We start from the raw sequence: 24,900 nt of genomic DNA on the forward strand, positions 1-24,900 counted from the left end.
TGAAATTAGAGCTTACTGAGCAGATCATCGTAGCGCCGTACTTCCAAAGGCTGGTTTTTTTCGTCCACAATGACAACAGTAGGAGAGTAATTTTTTAACTCTTCCAGAGTCAACTGCCCGTAAGTCATTATAATCAAGCGATCGCCTGTAATGCCTAGACGTGCCGCAGCTCCATTTAATTCAATCGCCCCTGAGTTGGGTGGAGCCGGGATAGCATAGGTGATAAAGCGCTCACCATTAGAATTATTCACTACTTGCACCTGCTCATAGGGTAAGATGCCAGCTTTTTTCAATAGGACTTGATCAATACTAATACTGCCAACGTAGTGCAGATTCGCTGCCGTGAGGGTGCAGTTATGAATTTTTGCCAAAAGGAGAGTGCGTTGCATTTCGTTTCGGGTGATATGGCAGTTTTTACGAGCCGCAACCAGCGAAGGTTTTTTGTCTTCCTATTTTTGGTGTCTGGTTTTCGTACTTAGCTGATAGCTTAGACGGGCAATGGGTAAAAAGAATATCACCCATTACCATCATCCGTTATCTTTGAGTGTAAGCTAGGATAGACTTCTCTACTAAGGGTCTGACTTGCTCAACATCCTGCCAACCGAGAATTTGAGTTACCTTTTTTTCCAAATTTTTATAAGAGCGGAAAAATTCGGCAATTTCTTCCAAGCGGTGGGGGGGTACATCTTTCAAGGATTTTACTTGAGCGTAGCGCGGATCTTTGTCGGGAACACAAAGAATCTTTTCATCGCGATCGCCACCGTCAATCATCTCTAAAAAGCCGATTGGTCGTGCAGCAATCACACAACCTGGAAAAGTTGGTTCATCAATTAGTACCATACCATCCAGGGGATCACCATCATCAGCCAAGGTATTAGGTATAAACCCATAGTCATAAGGATACTGTACTGAGGAATAAAGTACCCTATCTAGGGCAAAAGCTCCCAATTCCTTATCAAATTCGTATTTATTTTTACTCCCGCCCGCAATTTCAATCAGCACATTGATTATACCCAGTTTAGGTTGGGCTGGAATACGGGATAAATCCACAACAAAACTCCTCTGCTAACAGTGAATCAAGGTAGCACACAGTTTGGCTCCCCGTGTAGAATTTTAGGGCAATTAGGGATCTCTTCCCAAGGTAATTGTTTCGTTCACTAAGGGAAACAGATGGGAGAAGAAGCATCTAGCTGCTTTCGGTATCAGAATATAGTGAGAGTGAAGATTGGCTAAAAAAAGGGCCGCTGGATAGGTGATGTTTTAGCGACAGTCCTATAGAAAAAGCGTTGCCAAGTTTCCTCGCAACGCTTTTTTGATGTGATTCAGTCTAGGTTTGACCATAATTTCAGTCAAGATTACCGAATCTAGAGTCCAACAACACAGATTCAGATTATTTGTGATTTTTACTTAGACAAACATCGACGCAAACTTTGTTTGCTCCTGTTTTGAGCTTTCTTGCTGGTAAAATTCTCTATCTAATTGTATCTAGTCTTCACTGCTTGGTATGCTGTATGTCAGGGGTTGCTGGTTATTCTGAACATTGTGTGAAGAATAGTGGGCGATAACATATACAGGTAGTATTAGGGTGACTAAAGCGATCGCGGTTCCCACAACATCTGCCAAACGTTGGGAATATGTGTCGGGAGAATTGGCAGACTGGCTATTTGAATTCATACAAAATTGCAATTCGTCAAATCACTGTTAGGTTTACTCTCTCTCTTGAGAGTGTTGATGCTATTTTAGCTATCTTTTGCCAGACAACTCTGTAGCATTCAGGTATTTTGTCCAGGTTTGCCATTGTCATAATGGCGTTTTTATACATGACAACACTGTTACAAAATAGCTTGTATACATCTGATGCTTTGTTATGTGACTAATATTTTTAGATGTTTGACCGTACTGTCTCATGGATATCTCACACATGGCTAACAGCTACAGCTTTATAAACGGCGTTTTTCATCTGTTTGCAGATTAAGCAAAAAAGTTTATTTGGACAATATGGTTTGATTATAACATTTCCAAATGCCAATGCTTATGAGCATTTGTCCTGATCCAATTATTTTTGATACAACATATTACTACCGAGATTATACTTAAAGTAGGTTAGAGTTGTTAATTATTCAACAGTGATTTCACAGAAAATTATGCCAAAGGCAGGAAGATCAGGGCGGTGATTATGTTTTAGACAGCACATTATTACTGAAGAAATCCAGTTATTGAACCCTGGTTCGCCGCATTTATTCAGTAATAGCACCAAGAAAATATTTCTGAATTTAAATTTACTAACCTAATTGATATTACTCTAATTTTGTCAATCTATATATAGGTAGAGTAATAATCCTCAAATTCCAGGTATAGCGCCTTTTCGCCAGAGAGCACACCACGTGCAACAATACCCAAAGTGTTAAATATCCCAACTTGAGTTTCAGAGAAATCCAAAACCTAATATAGGACTCATATTTTATTTTTGAACAAAACTCGGTACACCTTAATCGTCTAGAATCCTTTTGCCTCTTGCCTGCCTACGCAAATAATTTCAGGAATCAAATATTATTCCTATATGAGGAATTGAACACAAATTAAACTAGGAAAAAACCGCCACAAGATGAGGGCGGTTTGGTTAAGCAATCGGAGGGTACTTACAGTTTACTTTGCTAATTTTAAAATTGTTGTAGCCAAGTTGGCACTTGTTGCCATCCTAAGTTAAGGAAATCGAGAAGTATTGAATTTTAAATTTTCCCATATCCTGGAAAATTTCCCAATGCAACTAGCGTTTACTGTAAGTACTCATTGGTTCCTTAATGAAACGGATATAGAGATGCTTAAAGGTAGACTTAATCACGCGGGGCATGGCAAAATCGATGGGCATTAACTTATCTGGTAGCTGCCAATCTTCTATTTGTAGTAAGTCGGGAGATAAGTTAGGAAACTCAATATCAGCCAGTTCTGGACAAATGCCTAATCTTTGGGAAGCGGCAACGGTAGGAACTTGTGCAGGAGGGACTTGGAGGATTTCTAGCATGGCCCGATCTAGGGCAAATACATCTGATGCTGCTGCCAAAACCCCTAATTGACGGGGTTCACCGCCACTAGGACCATTGCCTTCATGACCAATAATGCCATCTAAAATGGTTAAATTTGGGTTAATTGTTCGGGCAGTTTCTACTAACATTTCGGCAAATCGGTTGGCGTCTTTCCCTGCTTCCATGTGCCACCAAGCTTTCATTTTGCCAGGGACGCAACCAAAGAGGTTTTTTACGCCCAAAGTTAATGTCAGTTGCATATGAGATTTAACTTTGGGGAGGTTAATCACTACATCTGCTTCTATCGCTTCTTTGCACAGCAGCAGGTGATTAAAATTGTCGCTGACAGTTTGGTAACGCTGGCCATGAAACTCGACAATTGGCAGATTGAGTTCTTCTAAAAGGGGTAGATAGCCATTGGCTGTTGCTACTCCTTTAGCGCTACCAAAAGCGGGACTATCGCCTAAAAATGGTTTACCGCCAACCTCAATTACCATCTGAGCAATTGCATAAACCAGTTCGGGGCGGGTGGTACACTCTTTAGTGGGACGGGAACTTGTGAGCAGATTAGGTTTGAGTAAGACGCGATCGCCTTTTTTCACAAAAGCCCCAATTCCCCCCAAAGGTTCTAGCAGCGTTTCTAAAGATTCCCGCAAAGCCTCTCGTTCGTAGGATGTAGCCCGGATAAGACTGACAGATGGTTTTTGAGTCTGCATGGATTTTAAGTGGCGATCAGAGTGAAAATAGAGTCAAGGACAATTGCTGCTTTTTGCGATTTTCTTACTTTGTTTTTAGTCAACTTTGTCCGATTCTGACATGAGAGGCAAAATCCCGCTCATTTGTTCTAAATTTAACACTGTTGCTAATTCTGCTGCATCCATTAGCCCGCGTTCTAGAACAATCTGCCGCAGAGATTTACCTGTTTCTAAAGATTCTTTAGCCACAGCCGCAGCATTGAGATAACCAATGTGGGGATTGAGGGCGGTAACTAAAGCTAAACTACCTTCTGCATAAGCTAAACAGCGTTCTCGGTTGGCGGTAATTCCGAGTATGCAGCGTTCGGTGAGGGCGGCGATCGTATTACCGAGAATTTCGATACTGTGAATTAGGTTATAGGCAATCAGCGGCATCATTACATTCAATTCTAATTGTCCAGCTTGGGCAGCAAGGGCGATCGCATTATCGTATCCCATCACCTGAAAACACACCATTGATGTCATTTCTGCCATCACCGGGTTATATTTCCCTGGCATAATTGAGGAACCGGGTTGCACCGGGGGCAATTGAATTTCTTTAAAACCAGTTTTTGGCCCCGAATCCATCAGCCGCAAGTCGTGAGATATTTTGACTAAATCCTGGGCTAAGTTCCGCAAAGCCCCGGAAACATTGACAAAAGGTGCCATACTTTGCATGGCCGCCATCAGGTGGGGCGCAGGTTCTAGGGGCGTTTCCAGCAATTGGGAGAGAATTTCCACCACACGGGCACGATATAGAGGATGGGTATTCATTCCTGTTCCCGCTGCACTTCCGCCCAAACCCAACACCATCAAGTCTCCAGAAGCAGTGTAAATGCGGTTTTGGTGTTCTGTGAGAATTTGCGCCCAAGCCTGAAAATTATCGCCCAAACGCACTGGTACAGCGTCTTGGAGGTGAGTTCTGCCAGATTTGACGATATCTTGGAATTCGATCGCTTTTGTTTCTAAGGATGCGATCGCCTTTTCTAAAGCTGGGTGTAATGTATGAGCAAGGGCCAATAAGCCACCGATGCGAATTGCTGTCGGAATCACATCATTAGTAGACTGCCCATAGTTAACATGATCATTAGGGCTAACCCGCTTGTAATTCCCCTTTTCCTCACCGAGAATTTCCAGCGCCCGATTTGCCAGAACTTCGTTAACATTCATGTGGTGAGAAGTTCCCGCACCAGCTTGATAAACATCCACAACAAATTGATCACGCAACTTCCCAGAAAGTATTTCTTCAGTTGCTTTGACAATCGCCACACTGATATCTTGGGGAATACAACCTAATTCACCGTTAACGATGGCGGTGGCTTTTTTGATAATCAAACAAGCATCTACGTAAGTGGGCAAAGGCTTGAGTCCACTAATGGGGAAGTTTTCCATCGCCCGCAAAGTTTGAATTCCGTAATAAGCGCTACCAGGAATTTGGCGATCGCCCATCGAATCCCGTTCAATGCGAAAATCAGAATTATCAGTCATAGTCTAGTTTGGATAATCTCAAAATACAGATCATCCCATGCAAGTACACTAAAAGCCTAATCTAGAAATTTTTATATTATATTTCCCAAATACGTAGGGTGCGTTCCCTAACGCACCTTCAACCCCAAAATCTAGGGGTAAACCGCAATCCTAAACCCTAGAATATTCTGGTTAATTAAGCCATAGCAAACTCTCTAAAACCTCATTTACTGGGATAATGGAAACCCAAAATAATCTCATTTTAAGGTATTTCGGCTGATAGTAAATTTTAAATTAATAATTCATTTGCTTCTTGCAAAACTTGAGCAATATCAGGTTTTTCAGATGAAATAACTTCATCCTGCAAGTGTTTATGATGGGGAAAATTGGGCAGATCAGGAAAGTGAGGTGTGCTATCATAGCGAAAGATTAGGTGATTATGTGCATTCTGAAAATAGTAACGGTAATCGAGAAATTCTAATTGATTATCTGCGACTATGATAGCTTCATTGATTTCTAGTAAATGTGTCTGATTAAAACGCAATCGAATTCTTAAATTAGCTCGGTTTGGAGTCAAATTTTCTTCTTCATATCGTTCAACATAAACATCACTGTACAGAAGAACTGCCTGCTCAAGTTGATTGAGGTAATCAGATAAAATATTAGGCAGCATAATTCAATCTTTGCTCTAATTCCTGACGCAACTCAAGGTAGTGACGGTAATCGTTTGCCCATTCTATAAATAGGGAATCATCTGATAATATGCCTTGATTATATTGATAGAAAAATTCTTCAGAATCCATTTTTTGCTGATTTTCATACACACTCAGTCGCTTGGTAACAGCAACTAAGGCATCTAATGGTGATGTATATTGAATTGTTTGTTTACGCATTAGTTCTTTTCAATCAGTATCTCAAAAATTGGATTAATTCTTATATTAACATAAGCTCAAAATCTAAAAAATACCGGATATTTGCTAAACCCCTACAAACCAACACCCACACAATAAACCAGTATTGCTAGATAAAATATCGGTGATTTTGTAACGTTCTCTCAGAATAGTACTAATTTGTAAAGTTTTATTCATAAAATGCCATACATTTACGAGGCATTTAAAATAAATTATACAATGTAATAGTACGTTGTTTTGCCTTTGGGTCTAAGGAAATACCAAAAAATAAATTATCCAGTAATCATAGATTTGTAGGGACAAAGTAATGCTGTGTCCCTACTTTAGGGTACATTGGAAGTTGAACACTGGGAGGTAAAATATTATGGTTACAACACCAACTCGTAATTTAACTTTAGAAGAATTTTTAAAACTACCAGAAACCAAACCAGCAAGTGAATATATCAACGGAGAAATAATTCAAAAACCTATGCCACAAGGTAAACATAGTAGACTTCAAGGTGAATCCGTTACCAATATTAATAGTGTAGTCAAACCTCAAAAAATCGCCCTCGCTTTACCAGAATTACGCTGTACATTTGGTGGACGTTCAATTGTTCCAGATGTTGCAGTATTTACATGGCAGAGAATCCCTGTAGATGAAAAAGGCAATATTGCCAATGTCTTTAATACCTATCCAGACTGGACTATTGAAATACTTTCTCCTGAACAAAGTACAACTAAACCCACCAAAAATATTTTACATTGTTTAAATCACGGTACTAGCTTAGGTTGGTTAATTGACCCCGAAGAATATAATGTTTTAGTTTATCCAAGTCACCAGCAACCGATTTTTTTAGAAAATGCCGAAGATATATTGCCAGTCCCCGAATTTGTTAGTGATTTACATTTGACTTTAGGACAATTATTTGATTGGTTGAAGTTGTAGAGTTTATTAAGAAATAATGGCGAAATCAATAAATCAGCCCTTTTAGTGTTTTTATCTTAAATTAAAGAGTCTAAATCCCCGTTTTAAACTGTCTTGAATTTTATATTTTTATGAACATACCCAATTGGATTACATTTTCTCGACTTTTGGGGATACCATTTTTACTTTATGGTTTATACAATCCCACACCCCAAGCTAGATGGATATGTTTGACAATATTTTTAATTGCGGCGTTGACTGATTGGTTAGATGGTTATTTAGCGAGAAAACTTAACCAAATTACTGATTTAGGTAAATTTCTTGATCCTTTAGTAGATAAATTATTGGTACTTGCACCTTTATTGGTTTTGGTGGAATTAGGAAAAGTGCCAGCTTGGGGAGTATTTTTAATTTTAGGGCGAGAATTAGCGATCGCAGGTTGGCGGGTAAACAAAACCACGATCACCGGGGCGAATATTTGGGGTAAACTCAAAACGGTCAGTCAAATCATCGCGATCGCGCTTTTGATGGCACCCTTATCAGAATTATGGCAAATTCCCACCCTAATTGCCTTTTGGCTATCTGTCGCTTTGACGTTAATCTCTGGAGGAATTTATCTGTTACCAGAAAAACCTAGCCTAGAAACTCAGACGCAGGTAATCCGCTAATATCAGTCTGGACAGCAAACAAATCACCAGCATAGAAGTTTTTTTCTATCTCATCTTCACTCAGCCCAACTGAAGCGGTGGTGATGTAAAGTGTTTGCAAATCTTCACCACCGAAGGTGCAGCTGGTGGTTATCTTTACGGGTATTTGTATCCGCGATATCTCTTCACCTTTGGGGTTAAAGCAAATTACACAGCCTCCATCCCACATTGCTGACCAGATATTTCCTTGAATATCTACGGTTAACCCGTCGGGATAAAAGGACTCACCAGCTAAATTAACAAAAATTTGGCGATCGCTAATCCTACCTGTGGCTGAGTCAAAGTTGTAAGCATATATCTTTTTCTCAGGAGAATCCGTCAGGTAAAATCTCCTTTGATCGGGACTCCACCCCAGACCATTGGAGACAGTCAGCCCCGTTTCCATTTTATGTAATGAATGATCAGGATCATAGCGATAAAGGCTAGCCTGACCTTTTTGAGAAGACGAAGACATCGAACCAATCCAGAAGCGTCCTTGAGGATCACATTTACCATCGTTAAAACGGTTATTGGGTAAATCCGTCTCAATATCTACAATGGGAGTAACTACACCTGTTTGAGTGTTGAGGAATGCCAAGCGGTGGCGCAGTGCCATAATTAATCTATTAACACCAGCTTTAGCGATCGCACCAACCACATCTCCCACATCAAAAAACGAGTCTTTCCCAGTCTCCGGGTTGAACTGATGCACCCGATGATTATCAATATCGACCCAGTAAAGTAGCTTTTGGGTTGAATCCCAAACAGGACCTTCGCCCAAGCTAGCGTGTGCCTTCAGCACGTTTTGGTGTGGGTATTGCAAAACTTGGCTCATCAAACAACACCATTTATAAAGAATAATTTATCTGTCTTTTATTAAGACAAACAACTTATATTAAATAATCAAGGCACAATCAATCGCATCTTTCCCAAGTACGAGGAAAAAATCTTCCTTTTAACTGTTGAAATCTTAGCGGCGAAATTGCGCGAATTGGGGATCAATCCAGATAAAATATCAGCCTCAAATTCCCGACTTCTCTAAGAAGTCGGGAAAATTGTTACACAGCGTTTAAAATTTCTTCATCTAAAGAGAAATCCACTTCAGCTTTGTCTCGCCCAGATGCCAAATAATCATTTTCAAGTGAATCATTCAGCCCAGAAATTAAATCATACTCAGGTTGCCAGTTTAATTCTATTTGCGCTTTATTTACTGACGCAAAGAAATGCTGTACCCGCATAGGAAAAGCTTTGCGTTTGCCAAAATCAAACTTTTTCGGGTCGTAGTGGACAATTTTCACAGCATCAGGTGATTTACCAGCAGCGACAGCACAAGCACGGGCTAAACCATCAAACGTCACAAAGCGATCGCCTGAAATATTATAAATTTGTCCAATTGCCTTTTTGTTGCCCACCACCTGAGTCATGGCCTTAGCTAAATCTTTGACATGACCGAGCTGGGTGATGTGCATCCCATTACCGGGAATAGCCAAAGGGCGATCGCGCACAATTCTATCAAAAAACCAGCTTTCCAACTCATTATAGTTCCGGGGGCCATAAATGTAGGTCGGACGAATAGAAGTAAAAGGCAATCCCTGTTGCGTCAGGTAAGCTTCCGTTTCATGCTTACCCTTGTGACGACTCTGAGGATCAACTGTATCGCCTTCTACATGGGGCAATTGGTCAGATTTAAGATACACCCCCGCCGAACTCATATACACAAAATGTTGTACACGTCCTTGAAAAATTTCTGCCAGCGGTTGAGTATCAGTAAGTTCCCGTCCGTTATTGTCAAAAATGACATCAAACGTTTCTTGTGCTAACTTGGCTTTTAGCACGGTGGCATCAGTGCGATCGCCTATAATTTGTCCTACTCCCTGTAAGGAAGGTGCTGGACGATTACCACGATTGAACAGTACCACCTCATGTCCAGCTTCCACCAGTTGTTGAGTCAGGTAGACACCAATGAACCGAGTGCCACCAATAATCAAAATTCGCATAAGTTCCCAATTCCTATGTCAGTTGAAGTCAAGGGATAGAGCACAGGAAACAGGAAACAGGGAAAAGCCTTCCCAGTGCCCATTACCTATTAGCCATTACCTATTACCCAATCTGAGATTATCAGGTTGCAGCATCGCTGATGGAACCTCTTTTAGTAGGATTACGTCTTCGGGTTAATCTGGGGTGCAACCCATTCATTCATCACTTTGGGAAACTTTTCAGTTAACCATCAAACCTACCCAAGTATTTGCCACCCATTAAAGTTAGCTGTGCCCTTGAAATATGCTCTGGTTCATGAGTGGCTGACACCTAAAGCCACGGGTGGTTCAGAACTCGTAGTCCGGGAAATTTTGAATCACATTGATGCTGATTTATACGCCCTCATCGATTTTGAATCCAGCAATCCTGAAAGTTATTTATATCAGCGTCAGATTGGCACGACTTTTCTCCAGCACTTGCCATTAGCCCGCAAAGGTGTCCAAAAATATCTGCCTTTGTTGCCGTTAGCGATTGAACAACTGGATTTACGGGAATATGACGTAATTTTGTCTTCATCCCACGTTGTGGCTAAAGGAGTCCTAACCACTCCCAATCAGCTACATATTTGCTACTGCCACACCCCTATGCGCTATGCCTGGGACTTAACCTTCGATTATCTACGCCAAAGCAAGCTGGGGAGTGGTTTAGCTGGGTGGGTGACAAGGTACTTACTGCATCAGTTGCGTCAATGGGATGTATTGAGTGCAAATCGCGTTGATTACTTTATTGCCAACTCACAGCATACAGCTCGGCGGATTTGGCGTTGCTATCGGCGAGAAGCAACAGTCATTTACCCACCAGTTAATCTGGAGGGATTGCCCTTTTTTAGCCAAAAAGAGGATTTTTACCTGACAGTTTCCCGGTTAGTGAGTTACAAGCAAGTATCCTTAATTGTCAAAGCTTTTAACCGACTACAACGACCTTTGGTAGTCATTGGTACAGGACCAGAAATGAACAAGATTCGCTCCATGGCAAATGCTAATATCCAAATACTGGGATGGCTTCCCGATGATGTGGTAAAAAAATATATGGCCAGTGCCAAGGCATTTGTCTATGCGGCTTGTGAAGATTTTGGCATTGCCTTAGTGGAGGCACAAGCTTGTGGAACTCCAGTTATTGCCTACGGTGCAGGAGGTGCTCTAGAAACGGTGCGAGATATTCGCGTCTGCGCGGATACAGGGACAGGAATATTTTTTAGGGTGCAAACAGAGGCAGCTTTAGTGGAGGCAGTAGAAAAGTTTGAAGTGTATCAGGACTTTTTCAATCCTGAGTATACGCGAGAACACGCCACCCAGTTTTCTGGGCAAGTCTTTGCAGAGCGTTACTTCGATTTTTTAAATAAATGCCAAGAAAAAAGACCTTTCTGGAAAGCATGGGCTTGATTTTTGGATGAGTTTTCTAGGCTTTTGGAAATTTCCCCCCAGAAGCACTGCCTTTTGGCTTTAAGATTGGGACTATGTGTGGTGTGGATTCTTAAGGAGTATGATGACTGCCCAGAGCTCACTCCTCTCCGGCAAGCGATCGCGTACTTTCTTAAAACGTGGTCAAAAAACAAAGACACCGAAGGTAAAACCCAAAGGTTTGTCTTTACAGGGTTTAAACGGAGAGTTTGCCAAGCGACTGTTTGATATTGTATTTTCGCTATCGGTCTTGATGTTGTTTTTCCCCGTCTACTTAATCTTGGCCTTGCTGATTGCTTTCAGCTCAGAAGGTCCGATTTTTTATGTCCAAGAACGGGTTGGTAAAAACTATAAACGCTTTAATTGTATTAAATTCCGCACAATGGTGAGCAACGCAGACGAAATTCTCGTGCAAATGATGGAAACATCCCTGGAAATGCGGCAAGAATTTGAGACCAGTTTTAAGCTCAAGCAAGACCCCCGAATTACCAAAATTGGTCGATTCTTACGAATTACCAGTTTGGATGAATTCCCCCAGTTCTGGAACGTTTTAAAAGGGGATATGAGTGTCGTCGGTCCGCGACCCTTAGTAACGGAGGAATTACCAAAATACGGTTGTCACATCGATCAGATTTTAACAATCCGTCCCGGAATCACCGGTTTGTGGCAAGTGTCAGGGCGTAATGATATTCCGTACCCCCGGCGAGTCCAAATAGACCTACATTATGTCAAATTTAGGAACTTTTGGCTCGATTTATGGATCATGTTGAAAACAATTGACGTGGTTATTATACCCAAAAACAACGGGGCGTACTGAGAAGCTACTCAAGGTTGATTCTGTGGGGCAACTCATGCCCCCGGATACCAATTATTGTATGGAGACTGAATAGGGGCAGCAAACACGCCACCTCAGTGCCCTGATATTGAAATTTTTCTTCTAGCAAAAAAGATAAATTTTATTCAGCCTTTACAATACCCAAAAATAGATAAATTTTTAGCAAAGATTAATATTTTTATACATAAAGCCTTAATATGTACTATTTTCTCTAATTAGACCTTACTTGTTAAATTACATTTCCTTAAGTATACTTATTTACAGCATATTTCTATTAACAACTAATACCCTTAGGGTTTCCATTAGGCAATTGAGTAATTAACTGTTAATTTATATCAGATTGCCTGTAACTTTTTAACCACCGTTAACAAGGGATAATTTAGCATGACGCAACCAAAGCGAGCGTTGATTACTGGTATCACCGGTCAAGATGGTTCATACCTGAGTGAGTTTTTACTAGAACAAGGTTATGAAGTTCACGGCATTATTCGCCGGACTTCTACCTTCAACACCGATCGCATCGATCACATTTACGAAGACCCTCACAAAGAGGGTGTGCGGTTGTTTCTGCACTATGGTGACTTGACGGATGGGACAACCTTGCGCCGCATTTTAGAAGAAGTCAAGCCAACAGAAATTTACAACTTGGGTGCTCAATCCCATGTCAGGGTAAGCTTTGATTCACCGGAATATACGGTTGATGCGGTAGGAATGGGAACCCTGCGGTTGCTAGAAGCAATTAGGGACTACCAGCAACGCACAGGAATTCAGGTGCGGTTCTACCAAGCGGGTTCTTCAGAAATGTATGGTTTAGTCCAAGCAGTTCCCCAAAGTGAAACAACGCCGTTTTATCCCCGCAGCCCCTATGCTTGTGCTAAAGTTTACGCCCACTGGCAAACAATCAACTATCGTGAGTCTTATAAATTGTTTGCTTGCAATGGTATACTCTTTAACCACGAATCGCCTAGACGCGGCGAAACCTTTGTCACCCGCAAAATAACTAGAGCCGTTGCTCGCATCGTTGCAGGTAAACAGAAAAATATCTATATGGGTAATCTTGATGCCAAGCGGGATTGGGGCTATGCCAAAGATTATGTTAAGGCAATGTGGCTGATGTTGCAGCAAGACCAGCCAGATGATTATGTGGTTGCTACTGGCGAAACCCACTCAGTCAAAGAGTTCCTAGAACTGGCATTTAGTTATGTAAATCTTAATTGGCAAGATTATGTAGAATTTGATGAGCGTTATCTCCGTCCTGCGGAAGTTGAGTTGTTAATTGGTGATCCGACAAAGGCACAGCAAAAGTTAGGCTGGAAAACGTCAGTAACTTTTAAGGAGCTTGTGGCCTTGATGGTGGAAGCTGACTTACAAGCAATAGGTCACACTTCACCTAATGGAAATGGTTTACTACTGCCCCAAGATATGGCTACTGTTCGTCAAGAACTAGGTGCTCTTCACTTCTGATTCACACCAATAAGGATAAAAAATATGACAGCCTTAGAACTGCAAAATAAACGGATTCTGGTCACAGGTGGATCAGGGTTTCTAGGTCGTCAGGTGATAGATCAGCTGTGTCGGGCTGGGGCTGACAGTGAGAAAATTACTGTACCGCGATCGCGTGATTGTGATCTGCGGGTTTGGGAAAATAGCCAACGTGCAGTTGACCAGCAAGACATTATCATTCACCTAGCAGCTCACGTCGGTGGTATTGGTCTCAACCAGCAAAAACCCGGAGAGTTATTTTACGATAACTTGATCATGGGCACCCACCTGATTCATGCTGCTTATCAAGCTGGAATAGAAAAATTTGTTTGTGTCGGCACTATCTGCGCCTATCCCAAATTTACCCCAGTGCCATTCAAAGAAGATGACCTGTGGAATGGTTATCCAGAAGAAACTAACGCCCCCTATGGAGTTGCCAAGAAAGCGCTTTTAGTCCAACTGCAATCTTATCGTCAGCAGTATGGCTTTAACGGTATTTACTTACTACCAGTGAATCTATACGGGCCTGAAGATAACTTTGACCCCAAAAGCTCCCACGTAATTCCGGCGTTAATTCGCAAAGTTCATGAAGCTCAAATTAAGCGAGAAAAGCAACTCCCCGTTTGGGGTGATGGTTCTCCTACCCGTGAGTTTCTGTATTCTGTAGATGCCGCTAGGGGAATTGTGATGGGTACAACATCCTATAGCGACCCTGAACCGGTTAATTTGGGAACTGGTGATGAAATCTCCATCCGTGATTTGATTAATCTGATTGCGAAATTGATGGGGTATGAAGGGGAAATTATCTGGGAAACCGACAAGCCTAATGGTCAACCGCGCCGCCGTTTAGATACTGAACGGGCAAAGGAGGCTTTTGGTTTTACGGCTCAGGTAGGCTTTGAGGAAGGGTTAAAGAATACCATTGAGTGGTATCGTCAAAACGCTAGTTAGTTATCAGGTGCGGCAAATGTTCATGAACCATGAAAAATTTAATAAAGCAGAACTCCGCCGCACCCTGCTCAAAACTCGTCAATCAATGTCTGTTGTTGAATGGAGACAAAAGAGCGATCGCATTTCCGCTAATTTACAAAACTCAGTTTTATTTCATCAAGCAAATACCATTCTCTGTTTTTTCAGCTTTCGTCAAGAACCTGATTTAAGTTTACTTTTTACCAACTCTGATAAACGTTGGGGTTTTCCCCGCTGCATCGGTAAATCCCTAGCTTGGCATTTTTGGCAACCTGACGACGCTATTAATACAGGTGCTTATGGTATTCCTGAACCACACCCAGAAGCGCCAAGAATTGATATAGAAGAAATAGATTTAATTCTCGTTCCCTGTGTGGGTTGTGACGTCCAAGGATATCGCCTAGGTTATGGTGGGGGATATTATGACCGTTTGTTGAGTTCTCCAGCTTGGGCTAAAAAACCTACTATGGGCGTAGTTTTTGATTTTGCCCATTTACCTCAACTTCCCGTTGATAGTTGGGATAAACCTTTACAAACTGTGATCACGGAAAATGGATGAATTAGCTCATCGCTTAAATTTAGATAAATGGATATTATATTAATCAATATTCAAAATATCTCTATTTTGCTTTTCCATAGCTTGTCGTACTACTTCGATTTTTAATTCTAGCGCTTCGGTAATCTGTTCTACACTTAACCCCATTTTCAAAAGACGAGGTATTGCTTCCAGCTTCGTTTCTTCCTGAACTTCTTGATAAAATCGAGTTTGTCGCCATTCTGTTAATCCAAACATTGCTTCCAACTCCTGACGGCTATATCAAGATTAAGATTTTTCTCTACTTTGCTTTTCAATAGCTTGTCGTACTACTTCGATTTTTAACTCAAGTACACGAGCAATTTGCTCTACACTTAGTCCCTCCCTTAACAGTCGAGGAATCGTCTCTAACTTCGTTTCCTCCTGAACTTCTTGATAAAATCGAGTTTGTCGCCATTTTGTTAATCCAAACATCGCTTCCAACTCCTGACGGCTATATCAAGATTAAGATATTTCTCCACTGTGCTTTTCAATAGCTTGTCGTACTACTTCGATTTTTAATTCTAGTGCTTCGGCAATTTGTTCTACACTTAACCCCATTTTCAAAAGACGAGGTATTGCTTCCAGCTTGGTTTCTTGCTTAACTTCTTCTCTAACTTCTTGATAAAACCGAGTTTGTCGCCATTCTGTTAATCCAAACATCGCTTCCAACTCCTGACGGCTATATCAAGATTAAGATTTTTCTCCACTTTGCTTTTCAATAGCTTGTCGTACTACTTCGATATTTAATTCTAGTGCTTCGGCAATTTGCTCTACACTTAAACCTATTTTCAAAAGACGGGGTATTGTTTTAAATTTTGTCGCTAGTTCCGTTTCCTCCTGAACTTCTTGATAAAATCGAGTTTGTCGCCATTCTGTTAATCCAAACATCGCTTCCAACTATTGAAACTATATCAATATTAAGATTTTTCTCTACTTTGCTTTTCAATAGCTTGTCGTACTACTTCGATATTTAACTCAAGTACACGAGCAATTTGCTCTACACTTAGTCCCTCCCTTAACAGTCGAGGAATCGTCTCTAACTTCGTTTCCTCCTGAACTTCTTGATAAAATCGAGTTTGTCGCCATTCTGTTAATCCAAACATCGCTTCCAACTCCTGACGGCTATAGGATGAAAACTTATAAACGAGCATCCTTTCTACTAATTCTAAAACATTCCGACTGTTTGCCGTATCTGCCTGTTGCACCAGATTTAACAAAGTTCTTGCTTCTTGTACAGCTTCATCTTCAGAAGCTACTACTAGTTTAATAATTCCCAAACCAATTGAGGATGATGTATCGGTTAATTCATCTAAATAAACTACATGAATTTGCCCAGCAGCTAGTGAACTTTGATATGCAAGCGGTACACCAGGGTCAAGACTGCGTTTTGCCCACAAAACTACAGCTTGCCATGTTTTATGAGGTTTATATTGGTTTAAGTAAAGAAACGCTTCTGTAATCAACCGCCAGTATAAATCATCATCGGGCTGGAATTGTACCTCAACGAGATAAATCGGGTCTTGTGGGTACTCGGCTTTGGGCAAAAATAAGCCATCTATGCGACGTGCTAGTTCTTTGATTTCCACAGAGGAAAATTCGTAGTGCAAAGCCAGTGCAGGGGACTGTTCCAGTAATTCAAATAAAACGCTGGGGAGATTTTGCAGCAGGGTATAAAATATCGTGTCTGTCTTCATTTGTGGATTGAAATTAGCTCGTAGTGAGGGCTTTAGCCCTCAAAGAAGGGCTGAAGCCCTTACTACCAACCTTGAATTATTTACGCCAAGCTACTTAATATATTACATAATATTCGTCTGCCTTTCTGCGTTTTAGTAGGAGTTTTGAAAATGACAGTGCATTTACCTAAAATTGGCGTTACTCTTTGTGAAAGAGCAGAATCATTACTTGAAGAGTATCCTCAAAACATTGTTGGTAGTTTTTGGGTGATGTGTGGTTATGGATTTGATGATAAAGAAATTCCTAAATTAGTTATCCTCAGGACTTTTTAAGCCGTCGTTAGAAGACAATCCTACTGATAAATACCTTCGAGAAAGACTATATCATTGGTCAGTTCAGGTTTGGGAAGATTACTGTAGCTATCTAATGTCTGAACATGGTCAATGGATGTTTTTTAGATATTGTGAAAAAATTAACGCAATTAAAGATGAAGTAAAAGCTACTGTAGAAAAAGGTTTTAAACCTCTAGTTTTAACAGAAGGAGAAACTGATTCAATTTATATTAAAACTGCCTTAAAATTACTAGGACAAACAGAAATATTAGAACAAATTGATATTGAATGGGTAGGAGATTCTATAGGTAAAGGGCAGAGTATAAATAGTGGTGATAGTGGCTTGAATAATACTAGAAATGTTCTGCTTTCTAAGCCTCAATTCATATCTCTTTTTTCTCTGACTCTGCGCCCTCTGCGCCTCTGCGGTAATGCCGACCGCTCCCGAAGGGATACGTTTAAAAAATACTGTTTACAAATGAAATAGGATTGCTATAGATATTGCCAGTCTTCAATCTGTCCAATAGTTTGTAAAGATTTAACAAGGACATTTATGAGAGTCAAGCGATCGCGCACAGATAATCTGAATGCCTGCTCTTGAAGCTCTTGAAGTGACATGACAACACCTCTAACCAAAGTTGATATTCATTCTAGCATCGGTGATCGGCGGTGCAATTGAGCGGTTTACCACGAAAACTGAGAAATTTATCACCTTTGAAAGGTTGACAAAACGTCGCTTCAGCCTTTTCAATTCCTGGGTAATTTATCTTCAATGCCAAGCCAAGGCTTTAACCGTAAAAATACGTAGCTTAAAACCAACTCATAACACAACCATACAGAATTGTCTACCGCAACCCCGCTTGGTGTTCGCAGTGAAAACCTTTTTGCTCCCAAGCTGACATATCCACATCAGCTAGTTTTGTGATATCTGAGCATTGGGGCTGAATGCCTTGACTGATAACCGCCCAAAATAAGCTGCGCGTTACATCTAGCCCTGTTTTTAGCCAATGTTCACCATTTGCAGGAATGCCTTGCTCTTGAACAATATCTGGTTCCACCCAGATGCCATGAGATCCTAAGAGAATCTGAGCTAGCCATTTAGCTCGTGGCAAATGGGTTGGCGAGGTAATCAGTTTTACCTTATGCACCCCCCAGTGGTGTAAAATTGGAGTTCCATAATAAAAATTTTCAAAAGTGGAATTGGCGCACTTTTCTAACCAAACTTTTTGTAACTCTGCGGCTTCCTGTTGAAAAATTAGCCAAATACAAGGATCTTGAGAACCACGAGAAATTAAAATTGGGGTTTGCGGGTATTGTTTTGCTTGTTGAGCGACGTAGATTTCTCGGCGAATACTGCCACCAATCACAAAAAAGCCATCTACAGGCTGGGAAGAAGCAGAAACTAAGGTTATAGTGGTAAAAATTAGCCAAATGCCCAGGAGAAGAGACAAACCCCAAACTAATTTTTGTAACGATTGCCACAGTAGACGGTATTTTCGGCTAACGGAAATTGATGATTTGATGGTAAATTTGCGTTTCATGAATTATGTAAGAAAAGCCTAGTTGCCTACTATCTAACAGTGATGCAATTAAACCAGCAAGGTGCTATCTTATAAAAGTAATCGAGGGTGTGAAGATAACGCTGATAAAAGCGTCAGATCGTCTGATTAGTCTTCCGGAAAAGGCAAAATAAACCGAGAACTGTTTGTTAACAACCAATGCAGTATTTTTAACATCATTGCCAAGGCAAAATGATGAAGGGAGTATAGCTGAAATTGGGGTATAAAAACTTAAAAATCTCAGGAAATTCTGATTGCTAAACTGTCAACAACACAATTATTCCAGCTGATATACATGAACCAATCTGCGAAACGTTACTCGCCGCTCCAGGTAGCCTTGATTGGTGGAGCGATCGCCACGACTGCTACTATATCTGTATTTGGTACAGCTTGGACGCGCGGTGTCCGCGCTGCCCTACAAGATAGCCCTAAAGCGTTAGTTGACCAAGTTTGGCAACTGGTGAATCGTGAATATGTTGATGGAAAATTTAATCAACAAGATTGGCAAGCTACCAGGCAGAGCCTGTTAAGCAAAGAGTATTCAAATAATGAACAAGCTTATGTAGCCATCCGCGAAGCTTTACAAAAGTTGGGTGACCCTTATACAAGGTTCATGGACCCCAAACAATATGAAGCCCTCACCAGTCAAACATCTGGGGAAGTTTCTGGAATTGGCATTCGCATGGAATTGAATGACAAAACCAAGCGGCTGACTGTTGTCGAGGCCATAGAGAATTCTCCGGCGCTGAAAGCTGGTATTAAAGCAGGCGATGAGATTTTAGCAATTGACGGCAAACCCGCTCTCAAGATGAAAGTGGATGATGCCTCTAAGCTGATTCGCGGCAAAGCTGGTACCGCCATAACATTGCGGCTGGGGCGTCCTGGTGGGAATGATTTTAATCTGAAGCTGACAAGGGCGACGATTGAAGTCCCAACAGTACGTTATACCCTCAAACAAGAAGGTAGTCGCCGCGTTGGCTATATTCGGTTGCGGGAGTTCAGTTCCCACGCCGCTGATCAAATGCGACGAGCCATCCGCGATTTAAACGGTAAGCAAGTCGATTCTTATGTATTAGATTTGCGGGGAAATCCTGGTGGTTTGTTGCAGGCAAGCATTGAAATTGCGCGGATGTGGTACGATAGCGGCTCGATTGTCCGGACTGTAGACCGTCAGGGAGCAAGTGAAGTAACTAAAGCCAATCGCACTGCCTTGACAAATCGGCCTTTAGCGGTGCTGGTGGATGGTAATTCTGCTAGTGCTAGCGAGATTCTCACAGGGGCCCTCAAGGATAATAAGCGAGCGGTAGTTGTTGGCAGCCAAACCTTTGGTAAAGCTTTAGTGCAGTCAGTGCATGAACTCGCAGATGGTTCTGGTTTGGCAGTCACCATTGCCCACTACTACACTCCCCAGGGCACGGATATTAACCATAAGGGGATTGCGCCAGACATCAAGCTAGACTTGACAGAGGCGCAAGAGCGGCAGTTGGCGACTAATCCCGATTTAGTTGGAACTAAGAGCGATCCCCAATATGCGAGAGCGATCGCAGCTCTATCTAGTAAAAACTTTGCCAAACCTTTGACAAATCCTACCACCCAACCGATGAGCAGTCGCGCCAACGACTTGAAATTTTAGTTCGCAAGAAGTTTGTTTCTAAATTCAGCTTTTGTGATTGATTTCGTCCCACCGCTTGTTAGAGGTGGGATTTATTTTTAAGGGAATACCAAAAAATAAATTATTCAGTAATCATAGACTTGTAGGGACACAGCAATGCTGTGTCCCTAGCGATTGGATATTTTTTTAATTGGAAGTCCCTAATCTCGGCAACGTTGTACGCCACCATGCTCACCGCTGATATTTTTGCATCCAGCTTTGGATAGAAAGGCGTGGCAAGATCCCGCACCTTTACCACTGCCTAAATTTTCTCCATTTGCGCCTTTGCCATAACACTTCACAGCGGTTGAGGTTGAATTGCCCCCTGCACTGAGTTGGGAACTAGTTGCAGGCCGAGGTACTTGTTGGGCAAATGCTGAAGCAGTTGTTAAAGGTAATGCGATACTTAGTAAGGTGACTGATAAAATCTGCTGGCAATTAAACATTTTGATTGTTCTTTGATTTAGTTGTGTTGCAAAGGTGATGAATGATTTCAACTAACCCTTCATCGTCCGCTATCCACTACTAGGTTTGAGAAGCAACTTTTATGCAATCGATGTTATGGCTGCTATTTACTCACATACAAGAACTGATAATACTTATTAATCCCAGCTAAATAATCTCTGTTTTATGAACCATCAGCCTGTTGATGCAACCACCGCGTCCAACTTCTTGCCCATGGTGTCGGTGGTTGTGCCTATTTATAATGGTGAGGCAGATTTACCTGATTTAATCAGTTGTCTTTTGTCTCAAACTTACCCAAAAGACCGGGTAGAATATTTGCTGGTAGACAATAATAGTAGCGATCGCACTCTCGCTATTTTGAAAACAACTGCCGAAAATTGCCCAATCACAATTCGACCTTTAAGCGAAAACCAAATTCAAAGCTCCTACGCTGCTCGCAACAAGGGGATTCGCGCAGCGGTGGGCGAAATTCTGGTTTTTACCGACGCTGATTGTCGTCCCCAACCAGAATGGCTAATTACATTAATTCAGCCATTTGTCAATCAATTCGTGGTAATTGTTGCTGGTGAAGTTGTGGCGTTACCAGGTAAAACCCTGCTAGAACAACACGCAGACCGTGAAGAGACTTTATCTCAAAAGCATACTCTCGCCCATAAATTTTGTCCATACGGTCAAACGGCTAATTTGGCAATTCGCCATACCGCTTTGGAAACAGCAGGGTTATTTCGTCCCTATCTCACCACTGGCGGTGATGCAGACATTTGCTGGCGGATTTTGGGGGCGAATATTGGGCGTTGGGAATTTGCTCCAGAGGCAATCGTCCAGCATCGTCACCGTACTACACTCAAAGAACTCGAAAGCCAATGGCGGCGCTATGGACGCTCAAATCGCTATCTCCATGAACTGCATGGAGTAGAGTTAATGCGTGATCTCACATCCAAGCAATATGTCCATCGCTTGTTACGTTGGTTATTTAAAGAAGTGCCAAAAGAAAGTGTCAAGGCGATCGCATTTAAAGGTAGCTTTGTAGACTTGTTAAATACTCCCATTGGTTTGTTTACTGCTTATGCCCGTAGTGTTGGGCAACGGGACGCTAAGTTGCCAGAGAATGCCAAGATAATTGATTGGCTGTGAAAATTTTAGTCAAAAATTTCAACTATTCAGCCGCTGGAGTTGGTCTTCAATCGCTGCCAAAAGTTGATCTTGCTGCCAATTTTGGCTCAGGTGGGCGGCTATACAAGCAGCACCAGCACCCATACCTTCTTTAACAAAGCCTTGCTCATAAGCTTGGAGTTGGGGATAACGAGAATTCGCAAAACTTAGCTGAGTGGCGATGAGGGGAGGGATTCCGGCATTTTTTCCCAAGCTGAGGGCTAAGTCAACAGTAGCGCCTGTAGGGTCTTCTGCTACCCAGCGAGTAGTACCGACGACTACTGCTTCTGGTTGCCAAGATAAAGAGTAAGTTTGCGCGATCGCCTGAATCAGCGCATAAACGGCTAACATTTGTGTGCCACCTGCCAGCATTACCCCACAACTGCGGCTGGCTGCGATCGCCATCCCAGCTACCACCACTTGCATCGGATCACCCACAGCTGCGATTAGTTCCAAGGGATCTAGAGGATTTTGACTTTTTTCCAGTCCAGCTTGTACCACCGCCCACTTTTGTTCATGGTTACAAATAGGGTGACTACTGTTAACCTTTCCCGCTGCTTCTATACCCAAGCCAGTTAAAATTGCTAAAGCAGTTGTGGTACCACCGACAACGCACTCACCTAAAATCAGATAACTCTGTTGGATATTAGCACTCAATTTAGAACCCCAAAGCAGCCCCTGTTCAAACAAATGGTGTACCTGTGCTATGGACATAGCAGCACCTTGACTTAAACATTTAGCGATCGCCCCACCCAAATCAATCACTGGCACAGCAGGAACTTGGGGCAACCCCGCATTAAACAAATAAACTGGTATCTTCAGCGCCTCAACGACAGCGCGGGAAATTAGCACAGGGGATGCCCCCGCTGCCAAGGGTGGTAGGGGATATACTGGCTCTTTTTCAGCACCGTAATATAAAAACTCGGCATCAGCACAAGCAGTATATTTCCGATCTTCTGGAGTGCGACCAGCAGCGGAAATCCCTGGAATCAAACCAGTTTCCGTAAATCCTAAAACACAAGCAAATATCGGTAGACTAGCGCGATAACGTCCTAGCCATTTTTCACCTTGTTTTATTTGGGTATAAATGCGAATCATAACTTTGTTGTCAGTTATCAGTTGAAGTTTTGTACTACTGACCAATGACCAATGACCAATGACCAATGACCAATGACTAATGACCAATGACCAATGACCAATGACCAATGACCAATGACCAATGACCAATGACCAATGACCAATGACCAATGACCAATGACCAATGACCAATGACCAATGACCAATGACCAATGACTACACTTCATAATCCATCAGGACTTGTACCCACTGTGGCGGACGGGGAATAGAATTACCCAGGCGATCTAACAGTAGCCACGCTGCCAGATGTACCACAATCAAATAGATAAAGTTGTTGATTGCAATCAAGGCCACTGCCCCCACCTGAATCAAAAACACACTCGGATTTGTCAACAATCCCAGTTTCAAGAAGATCCACTCTATGATGTCTGTCACCTGGTTAATCACATAAATCCACAGGTCTTCACCCGATAACACAGAGAGTAACCATAGTCGAAAAAACACCCCTAGAGTGCCCAACAGCGTGCCTAAAGTGATGGAAACAATCCAGGGCACACGACGATACCACGTCGCCCCCAAAAGCACACCCATGAAGGCAAAGGGCATGACAAAAAGCAGGCTACGAACTGGTCCCATCAGCACTGCCAGTAGTAACCCAGAAGTGACAGCTGCCATCCATGCTGCTCGCCTACCCCAACGCAGGTAAACTAAGGCGATCGGCACTGGAAAAAATATCCGCAAAACAGGCCCTAAGGGAAAGTAGAAATTAATAAACCAAATCAAGCTAGAGGTACTGGCTAAAAACGCCGTTTCCACCATCCGCAAAGGTGCATCAACTTTCAGTTGGGGCGATAGCCGTATGCTCTGATCGAGAGCGTTGGGTGGACTGCCCTGTGGCGCTAACTGCTCTTGTTTATCTAACCATTGACTGCCAGAGGTTTGAGATTCAGGGGAGGGGTCTTCCTCTGATTCTTCTGGCAGGGAATCTAAATTGCTCATAAGCTAAGTTGTTAAACGATCATTCTTTCTAAGGCTGACAAATCGGGAATACAAATAATGTCTTGATCCCGTCTAATCAAGCCTTTTTTTTCTAGCCTTGTCAATACTCGTGTAACTGTTTCCCGTGCCAGTCCGCTCAAACTACTCAATTCTCGGTGAGGTAAATTAGGAATTTCTGTGCCTGTCTGCCCTCTTTTTCCCTGTCCTTCTGCCAAAAATAGTAACGTGTCTGCGACCCGCGACTGACTATCAGATTCCCGCAAGCGCAATCTTCGATTCACCTGCCGCAAACGTCGTGCCATCAATTGCGACAATCTGAGTCCCGCCAAGGGTTCTATCTGAAGTAACTTGACAAAATCCTGAGCAGGCATACTGCCAATCATCGTCGGAGTCAGGGTAATTACATCTGTAGAGCGCGGTACTTCATCTAGCGCTGCCATTTCTCCAAATAATTCCCCCTTACCGAGAATATTCAGCGTTACCTCTTTTCCTTCCATATTGTAGGTGCGAATTTTTACCCATCCATCGACGATAAAATACACAGAGCCGCCCCAGTCATTTTCTAGCAGGATTACTTGATTCGCTGGGTGAGTACGGGACACGAGATGGGTGAGGGCTGTTTCCACCACCGTTGCTGGCAACCCTTGAAAAAAAGGAGCCGACGTGGTCATCCAGTGATGCGCGGGTGGCTGCAAGCTATATCGATCTTCCATTAGGACATCTTTATTATTAATTCTGCTATATAAACAACAAACTGGAGCGCCATCTTAAACCAAGGGATGGAAGCACAGCCCCCGAATCAAGAGAAAACTAAATTATGTTACACAATTCGGCGACAAGCGCCTTTTTTCTCAACAATCTTTACCTATGGGTTTAAACTGGGTAAAAGTTTGGCAAAAAGCGGCATTTAGCCCGCTGAAGTAGTCTTTAGGAGTTAACAACACTGCAAATATGATTACTTGA

At 42.1% G+C, this 24,900-nt stretch carries 30 protein-coding genes and 1 pseudogene; 11 read left to right on the top strand and 20 right to left on the bottom strand.

The window, feature by feature from the left end:
• Positions 1 to 5: 5 nt before the first annotated feature.
• The 7 genes from panD to tumA form a co-directional block, all read right to left on the bottom strand.
• On the bottom strand, positions 6 to 389 hold the full coding sequence (gene panD / locus CYLST_RS17290; RefSeq protein WP_015209012.1) for an aspartate 1-decarboxylase: 384 nt from the start codon (positions 387 to 389) through the stop codon (positions 6 to 8).
• A 145-nt stretch (positions 390 to 534) separates the two neighbouring features.
• Entirely contained in the window at positions 535 to 1,050 is a 516-nt protein-coding gene (locus CYLST_RS17295; RefSeq protein WP_015209013.1) for an inorganic diphosphatase, read from the bottom strand.
• A 435-nt stretch (positions 1,051 to 1,485) separates the two neighbouring features.
• Entirely contained in the window at positions 1,486 to 1,674 is a 189-nt protein-coding gene (locus CYLST_RS17300; RefSeq protein ID WP_015209014.1) for a TLTLP motif-containing protein, read from the bottom strand.
• A 1,093-nt stretch (positions 1,675 to 2,767) separates the two neighbouring features.
• Positions 2,768 to 3,739, bottom strand: coding sequence for an Npun_F2552 family protein (locus CYLST_RS17305; RefSeq protein WP_015209015.1), 972 nt, complete (start codon positions 3,737 to 3,739; stop codon positions 2,768 to 2,770).
• Positions 3,740 to 3,814: 75 nt separating this feature from the next.
• A complete protein-coding gene (locus CYLST_RS17310) occupies positions 3,815 to 5,245 on the bottom strand; it encodes an aspartate ammonia-lyase (RefSeq protein WP_015209016.1) in 1,431 nt (476 codons plus the stop codon).
• 268 nt (positions 5,246 to 5,513) lie between these two features.
• Entirely contained in the window at positions 5,514 to 5,897 is a 384-nt protein-coding gene (gene tumE / locus CYLST_RS17315; RefSeq protein ID WP_015209017.1) for a toxin TumE, read from the bottom strand.
• A complete protein-coding gene (gene tumA / locus CYLST_RS17320; protein ID WP_015209018.1) occupies positions 5,887 to 6,117 on the bottom strand; it encodes an antitoxin TumA in 231 nt (76 codons plus the stop codon). Before tumA ends, tumE begins: the two co-directional genes overlap by 11 nt.
• Before the next feature lie 382 nt (positions 6,118 to 6,499).
• Here tumA and CYLST_RS17325 point away from each other — a divergent pair, with 382 nt between their 5' ends.
• Both CYLST_RS17325 and pgsA read left to right on the top strand, forming a co-directional pair.
• Positions 6,500 to 7,063 carry a Uma2 family endonuclease gene (locus CYLST_RS17325; RefSeq protein ID WP_015209019.1) on the top strand — a complete coding sequence of 188 codons (564 nt, stop codon included), beginning with the start codon at positions 6,500 to 6,502 and terminating at the stop codon, positions 7,061 to 7,063.
• 110 nt (positions 7,064 to 7,173) lie between these two features.
• Complete coding sequence (pgsA, locus tag CYLST_RS17330) at positions 7,174 to 7,710, top strand: CDP-diacylglycerol--glycerol-3-phosphate 3-phosphatidyltransferase (protein WP_015209020.1); 537 nt, start codon at positions 7,174 to 7,176, stop codon at positions 7,708 to 7,710.
• Here pgsA and CYLST_RS17335 read toward each other — a convergent pair.
• Positions 7,676 to 8,563, bottom strand: coding sequence for an SMP-30/gluconolactonase/LRE family protein (locus tag CYLST_RS17335; protein ID WP_015209021.1), 888 nt, complete (start codon positions 8,561 to 8,563; stop codon positions 7,676 to 7,678). The two genes, pgsA and CYLST_RS17335, sit on opposite strands and share 35 nt — an antisense overlap.
• A 223-nt stretch (positions 8,564 to 8,786) precedes the next feature.
• Positions 8,787 to 9,725 carry an NAD-dependent epimerase/dehydratase family protein gene (locus tag CYLST_RS17340; protein WP_015209022.1) on the bottom strand — a complete coding sequence of 313 codons (939 nt, stop codon included), beginning with the start codon at positions 9,723 to 9,725 and terminating at the stop codon, positions 8,787 to 8,789.
• A gap of 270 nt (positions 9,726 to 9,995) precedes the next feature.
• On the opposite strand from CYLST_RS17340, the gene CYLST_RS17345 reads away from it, so the two are divergent.
• From CYLST_RS17345 to CYLST_RS17365, 5 genes are all read left to right on the top strand, one after another.
• A complete protein-coding gene (locus CYLST_RS17345) occupies positions 9,996 to 11,147 on the top strand; it encodes a glycosyltransferase (RefSeq protein WP_015209023.1) in 1,152 nt (383 codons plus the stop codon).
• Positions 11,148 to 11,250: 103 nt separating this feature from the next.
• Complete coding sequence (locus tag CYLST_RS17350; protein ID WP_015209024.1) at positions 11,251 to 11,982, top strand: undecaprenyl-phosphate galactose phosphotransferase family protein; 732 nt, start codon at positions 11,251 to 11,253, stop codon at positions 11,980 to 11,982.
• 402 nt (positions 11,983 to 12,384) lie between these two features.
• A complete protein-coding gene (gene gmd, locus CYLST_RS17355; protein ID WP_015209025.1) occupies positions 12,385 to 13,464 on the top strand; it encodes a GDP-mannose 4,6-dehydratase in 1,080 nt (359 codons plus the stop codon).
• A gap of 24 nt (positions 13,465 to 13,488) precedes the next feature.
• Complete coding sequence (locus tag CYLST_RS17360; protein WP_015209026.1) at positions 13,489 to 14,433, top strand: GDP-L-fucose synthase family protein; 945 nt, start codon at positions 13,489 to 13,491, stop codon at positions 14,431 to 14,433.
• 16 nt (positions 14,434 to 14,449) lie between these two features.
• Positions 14,450 to 15,010 carry a 5-formyltetrahydrofolate cyclo-ligase gene (locus tag CYLST_RS17365; protein WP_015209027.1) on the top strand — a complete coding sequence of 187 codons (561 nt, stop codon included), beginning with the start codon at positions 14,450 to 14,452 and terminating at the stop codon, positions 15,008 to 15,010.
• A 39-nt stretch (positions 15,011 to 15,049) separates the two neighbouring features.
• Here the strand turns inward: CYLST_RS17365 and CYLST_RS17370 are convergent, their stop codons facing one another.
• The 5 genes and pseudogenes from CYLST_RS17370 to CYLST_RS17390 all read right to left on the bottom strand — a co-directional run bounded on the left by CYLST_RS17370 (position 15,050) and on the right by CYLST_RS17390 (position 16,722).
• On the bottom strand, positions 15,050 to 15,244 hold the full coding sequence (locus tag CYLST_RS17370; RefSeq protein WP_041233147.1) for a hypothetical protein: 195 nt from the start codon (positions 15,242 to 15,244) through the stop codon (positions 15,050 to 15,052).
• 30 nt (positions 15,245 to 15,274) lie between these two features.
• The gene (locus CYLST_RS17375) at positions 15,275 to 15,460 is read right to left on the bottom strand and encodes a hypothetical protein (RefSeq protein ID WP_041233148.1); all 186 of its coding nucleotides are present in this window, start codon (positions 15,458 to 15,460) and stop codon (positions 15,275 to 15,277) included.
• A gap of 30 nt (positions 15,461 to 15,490) precedes the next feature.
• Positions 15,491 to 15,712 (bottom strand): annotated as a pseudogene (locus tag CYLST_RS17380) (Rpn family recombination-promoting nuclease/putative transposase); the annotation flags it as partial.
• A gap of 6 nt (positions 15,713 to 15,718) precedes the next feature.
• Positions 15,719 to 15,916, bottom strand: a complete 198-nt coding sequence (locus CYLST_RS17385; protein ID WP_041233150.1) for a hypothetical protein — start codon at positions 15,914 to 15,916, stop codon at positions 15,719 to 15,721.
• A gap of 29 nt (positions 15,917 to 15,945) precedes the next feature.
• Positions 15,946 to 16,722, bottom strand: a complete 777-nt coding sequence (locus tag CYLST_RS17390; RefSeq protein ID WP_015209028.1) for an Rpn family recombination-promoting nuclease/putative transposase — start codon at positions 16,720 to 16,722, stop codon at positions 15,946 to 15,948.
• Positions 16,723 to 16,872: 150 nt separating this feature from the next.
• On the opposite strand from CYLST_RS17390, the gene CYLST_RS34630 reads away from it, so the two are divergent.
• Both CYLST_RS34630 and CYLST_RS17395 read left to right on the top strand, forming a co-directional pair.
• Positions 16,873 to 17,034, top strand: coding sequence for a hypothetical protein (locus CYLST_RS34630; RefSeq protein ID WP_015209029.1), 162 nt, complete (start codon positions 16,873 to 16,875; stop codon positions 17,032 to 17,034).
• A 94-nt stretch (positions 17,035 to 17,128) separates the two neighbouring features.
• Positions 17,129 to 17,521 carry a hypothetical protein gene (locus CYLST_RS17395; RefSeq protein ID WP_041233151.1) on the top strand — a complete coding sequence of 131 codons (393 nt, stop codon included), beginning with the start codon at positions 17,129 to 17,131 and terminating at the stop codon, positions 17,519 to 17,521.
• 5 nt (positions 17,522 to 17,526) lie between these two features.
• Here the strand turns inward: CYLST_RS17395 and CYLST_RS36375 are convergent, their stop codons facing one another.
• On the bottom strand, positions 17,527 to 17,652 hold the full coding sequence (locus CYLST_RS36375; protein ID WP_015209030.1) for a hypothetical protein: 126 nt from the start codon (positions 17,650 to 17,652) through the stop codon (positions 17,527 to 17,529).
• 227 nt (positions 17,653 to 17,879) lie between these two features.
• On the bottom strand, positions 17,880 to 18,575 hold the full coding sequence (locus CYLST_RS17400) for a YdcF family protein (RefSeq protein ID WP_015209031.1): 696 nt from the start codon (positions 18,573 to 18,575) through the stop codon (positions 17,880 to 17,882).
• Positions 18,576 to 18,888: 313 nt separating this feature from the next.
• On the opposite strand from CYLST_RS17400, the gene ctpB reads away from it, so the two are divergent.
• Positions 18,889 to 20,226 (top strand): carboxyl-terminal processing protease CtpB, encoded by a 1,338-nt coding sequence (ctpB, locus tag CYLST_RS17405; protein ID WP_015209032.1) that lies wholly within the window; start codon positions 18,889 to 18,891, stop codon positions 20,224 to 20,226.
• Between the two features lie 179 nt (positions 20,227 to 20,405).
• On the opposite strand, the gene CYLST_RS17410 is transcribed toward ctpB, so the two are convergent.
• Positions 20,406 to 20,690, bottom strand: coding sequence for a hypothetical protein (locus tag CYLST_RS17410; protein ID WP_015209033.1), 285 nt, complete (start codon positions 20,688 to 20,690; stop codon positions 20,406 to 20,408).
• A 184-nt stretch (positions 20,691 to 20,874) separates the two neighbouring features.
• Between CYLST_RS17410 and CYLST_RS17415 the strand changes: the two genes are divergently transcribed.
• Complete coding sequence (locus tag CYLST_RS17415) at positions 20,875 to 21,843, top strand: glycosyltransferase family 2 protein (protein ID WP_015209034.1); 969 nt, start codon at positions 20,875 to 20,877, stop codon at positions 21,841 to 21,843.
• 18 nt (positions 21,844 to 21,861) lie between these two features.
• Here the strand turns inward: CYLST_RS17415 and cobT are convergent, their stop codons facing one another.
• The 3 genes from cobT to CYLST_RS17430 all read right to left on the bottom strand — a co-directional run bounded on the left by cobT (position 21,862) and on the right by CYLST_RS17430 (position 24,650).
• Positions 21,862 to 22,959, bottom strand: a complete 1,098-nt coding sequence (gene cobT, locus CYLST_RS17420; protein WP_015209035.1) for a nicotinate mononucleotide-dependent phosphoribosyltransferase CobT — start codon at positions 22,957 to 22,959, stop codon at positions 21,862 to 21,864.
• A 195-nt stretch (positions 22,960 to 23,154) separates the two neighbouring features.
• On the bottom strand, positions 23,155 to 23,937 hold the full coding sequence (locus tag CYLST_RS17425) for a DUF2232 domain-containing protein (RefSeq protein ID WP_015209036.1): 783 nt from the start codon (positions 23,935 to 23,937) through the stop codon (positions 23,155 to 23,157).
• An 11-nt stretch (positions 23,938 to 23,948) separates the two neighbouring features.
• A complete protein-coding gene (locus CYLST_RS17430) occupies positions 23,949 to 24,650 on the bottom strand; it encodes a Crp/Fnr family transcriptional regulator (RefSeq protein ID WP_015209037.1) in 702 nt (233 codons plus the stop codon).
• Between the last annotated feature and the right edge of the window lie 250 nt (positions 24,651 to 24,900).

This window comes from Cylindrospermum stagnale PCC 7417 (assembly GCF_000317535.1).
In the GTDB taxonomy this organism is placed as follows: domain Bacteria; phylum Cyanobacteriota; class Cyanobacteriia; order Cyanobacteriales; family Nostocaceae; genus Cylindrospermum; species Cylindrospermum stagnale.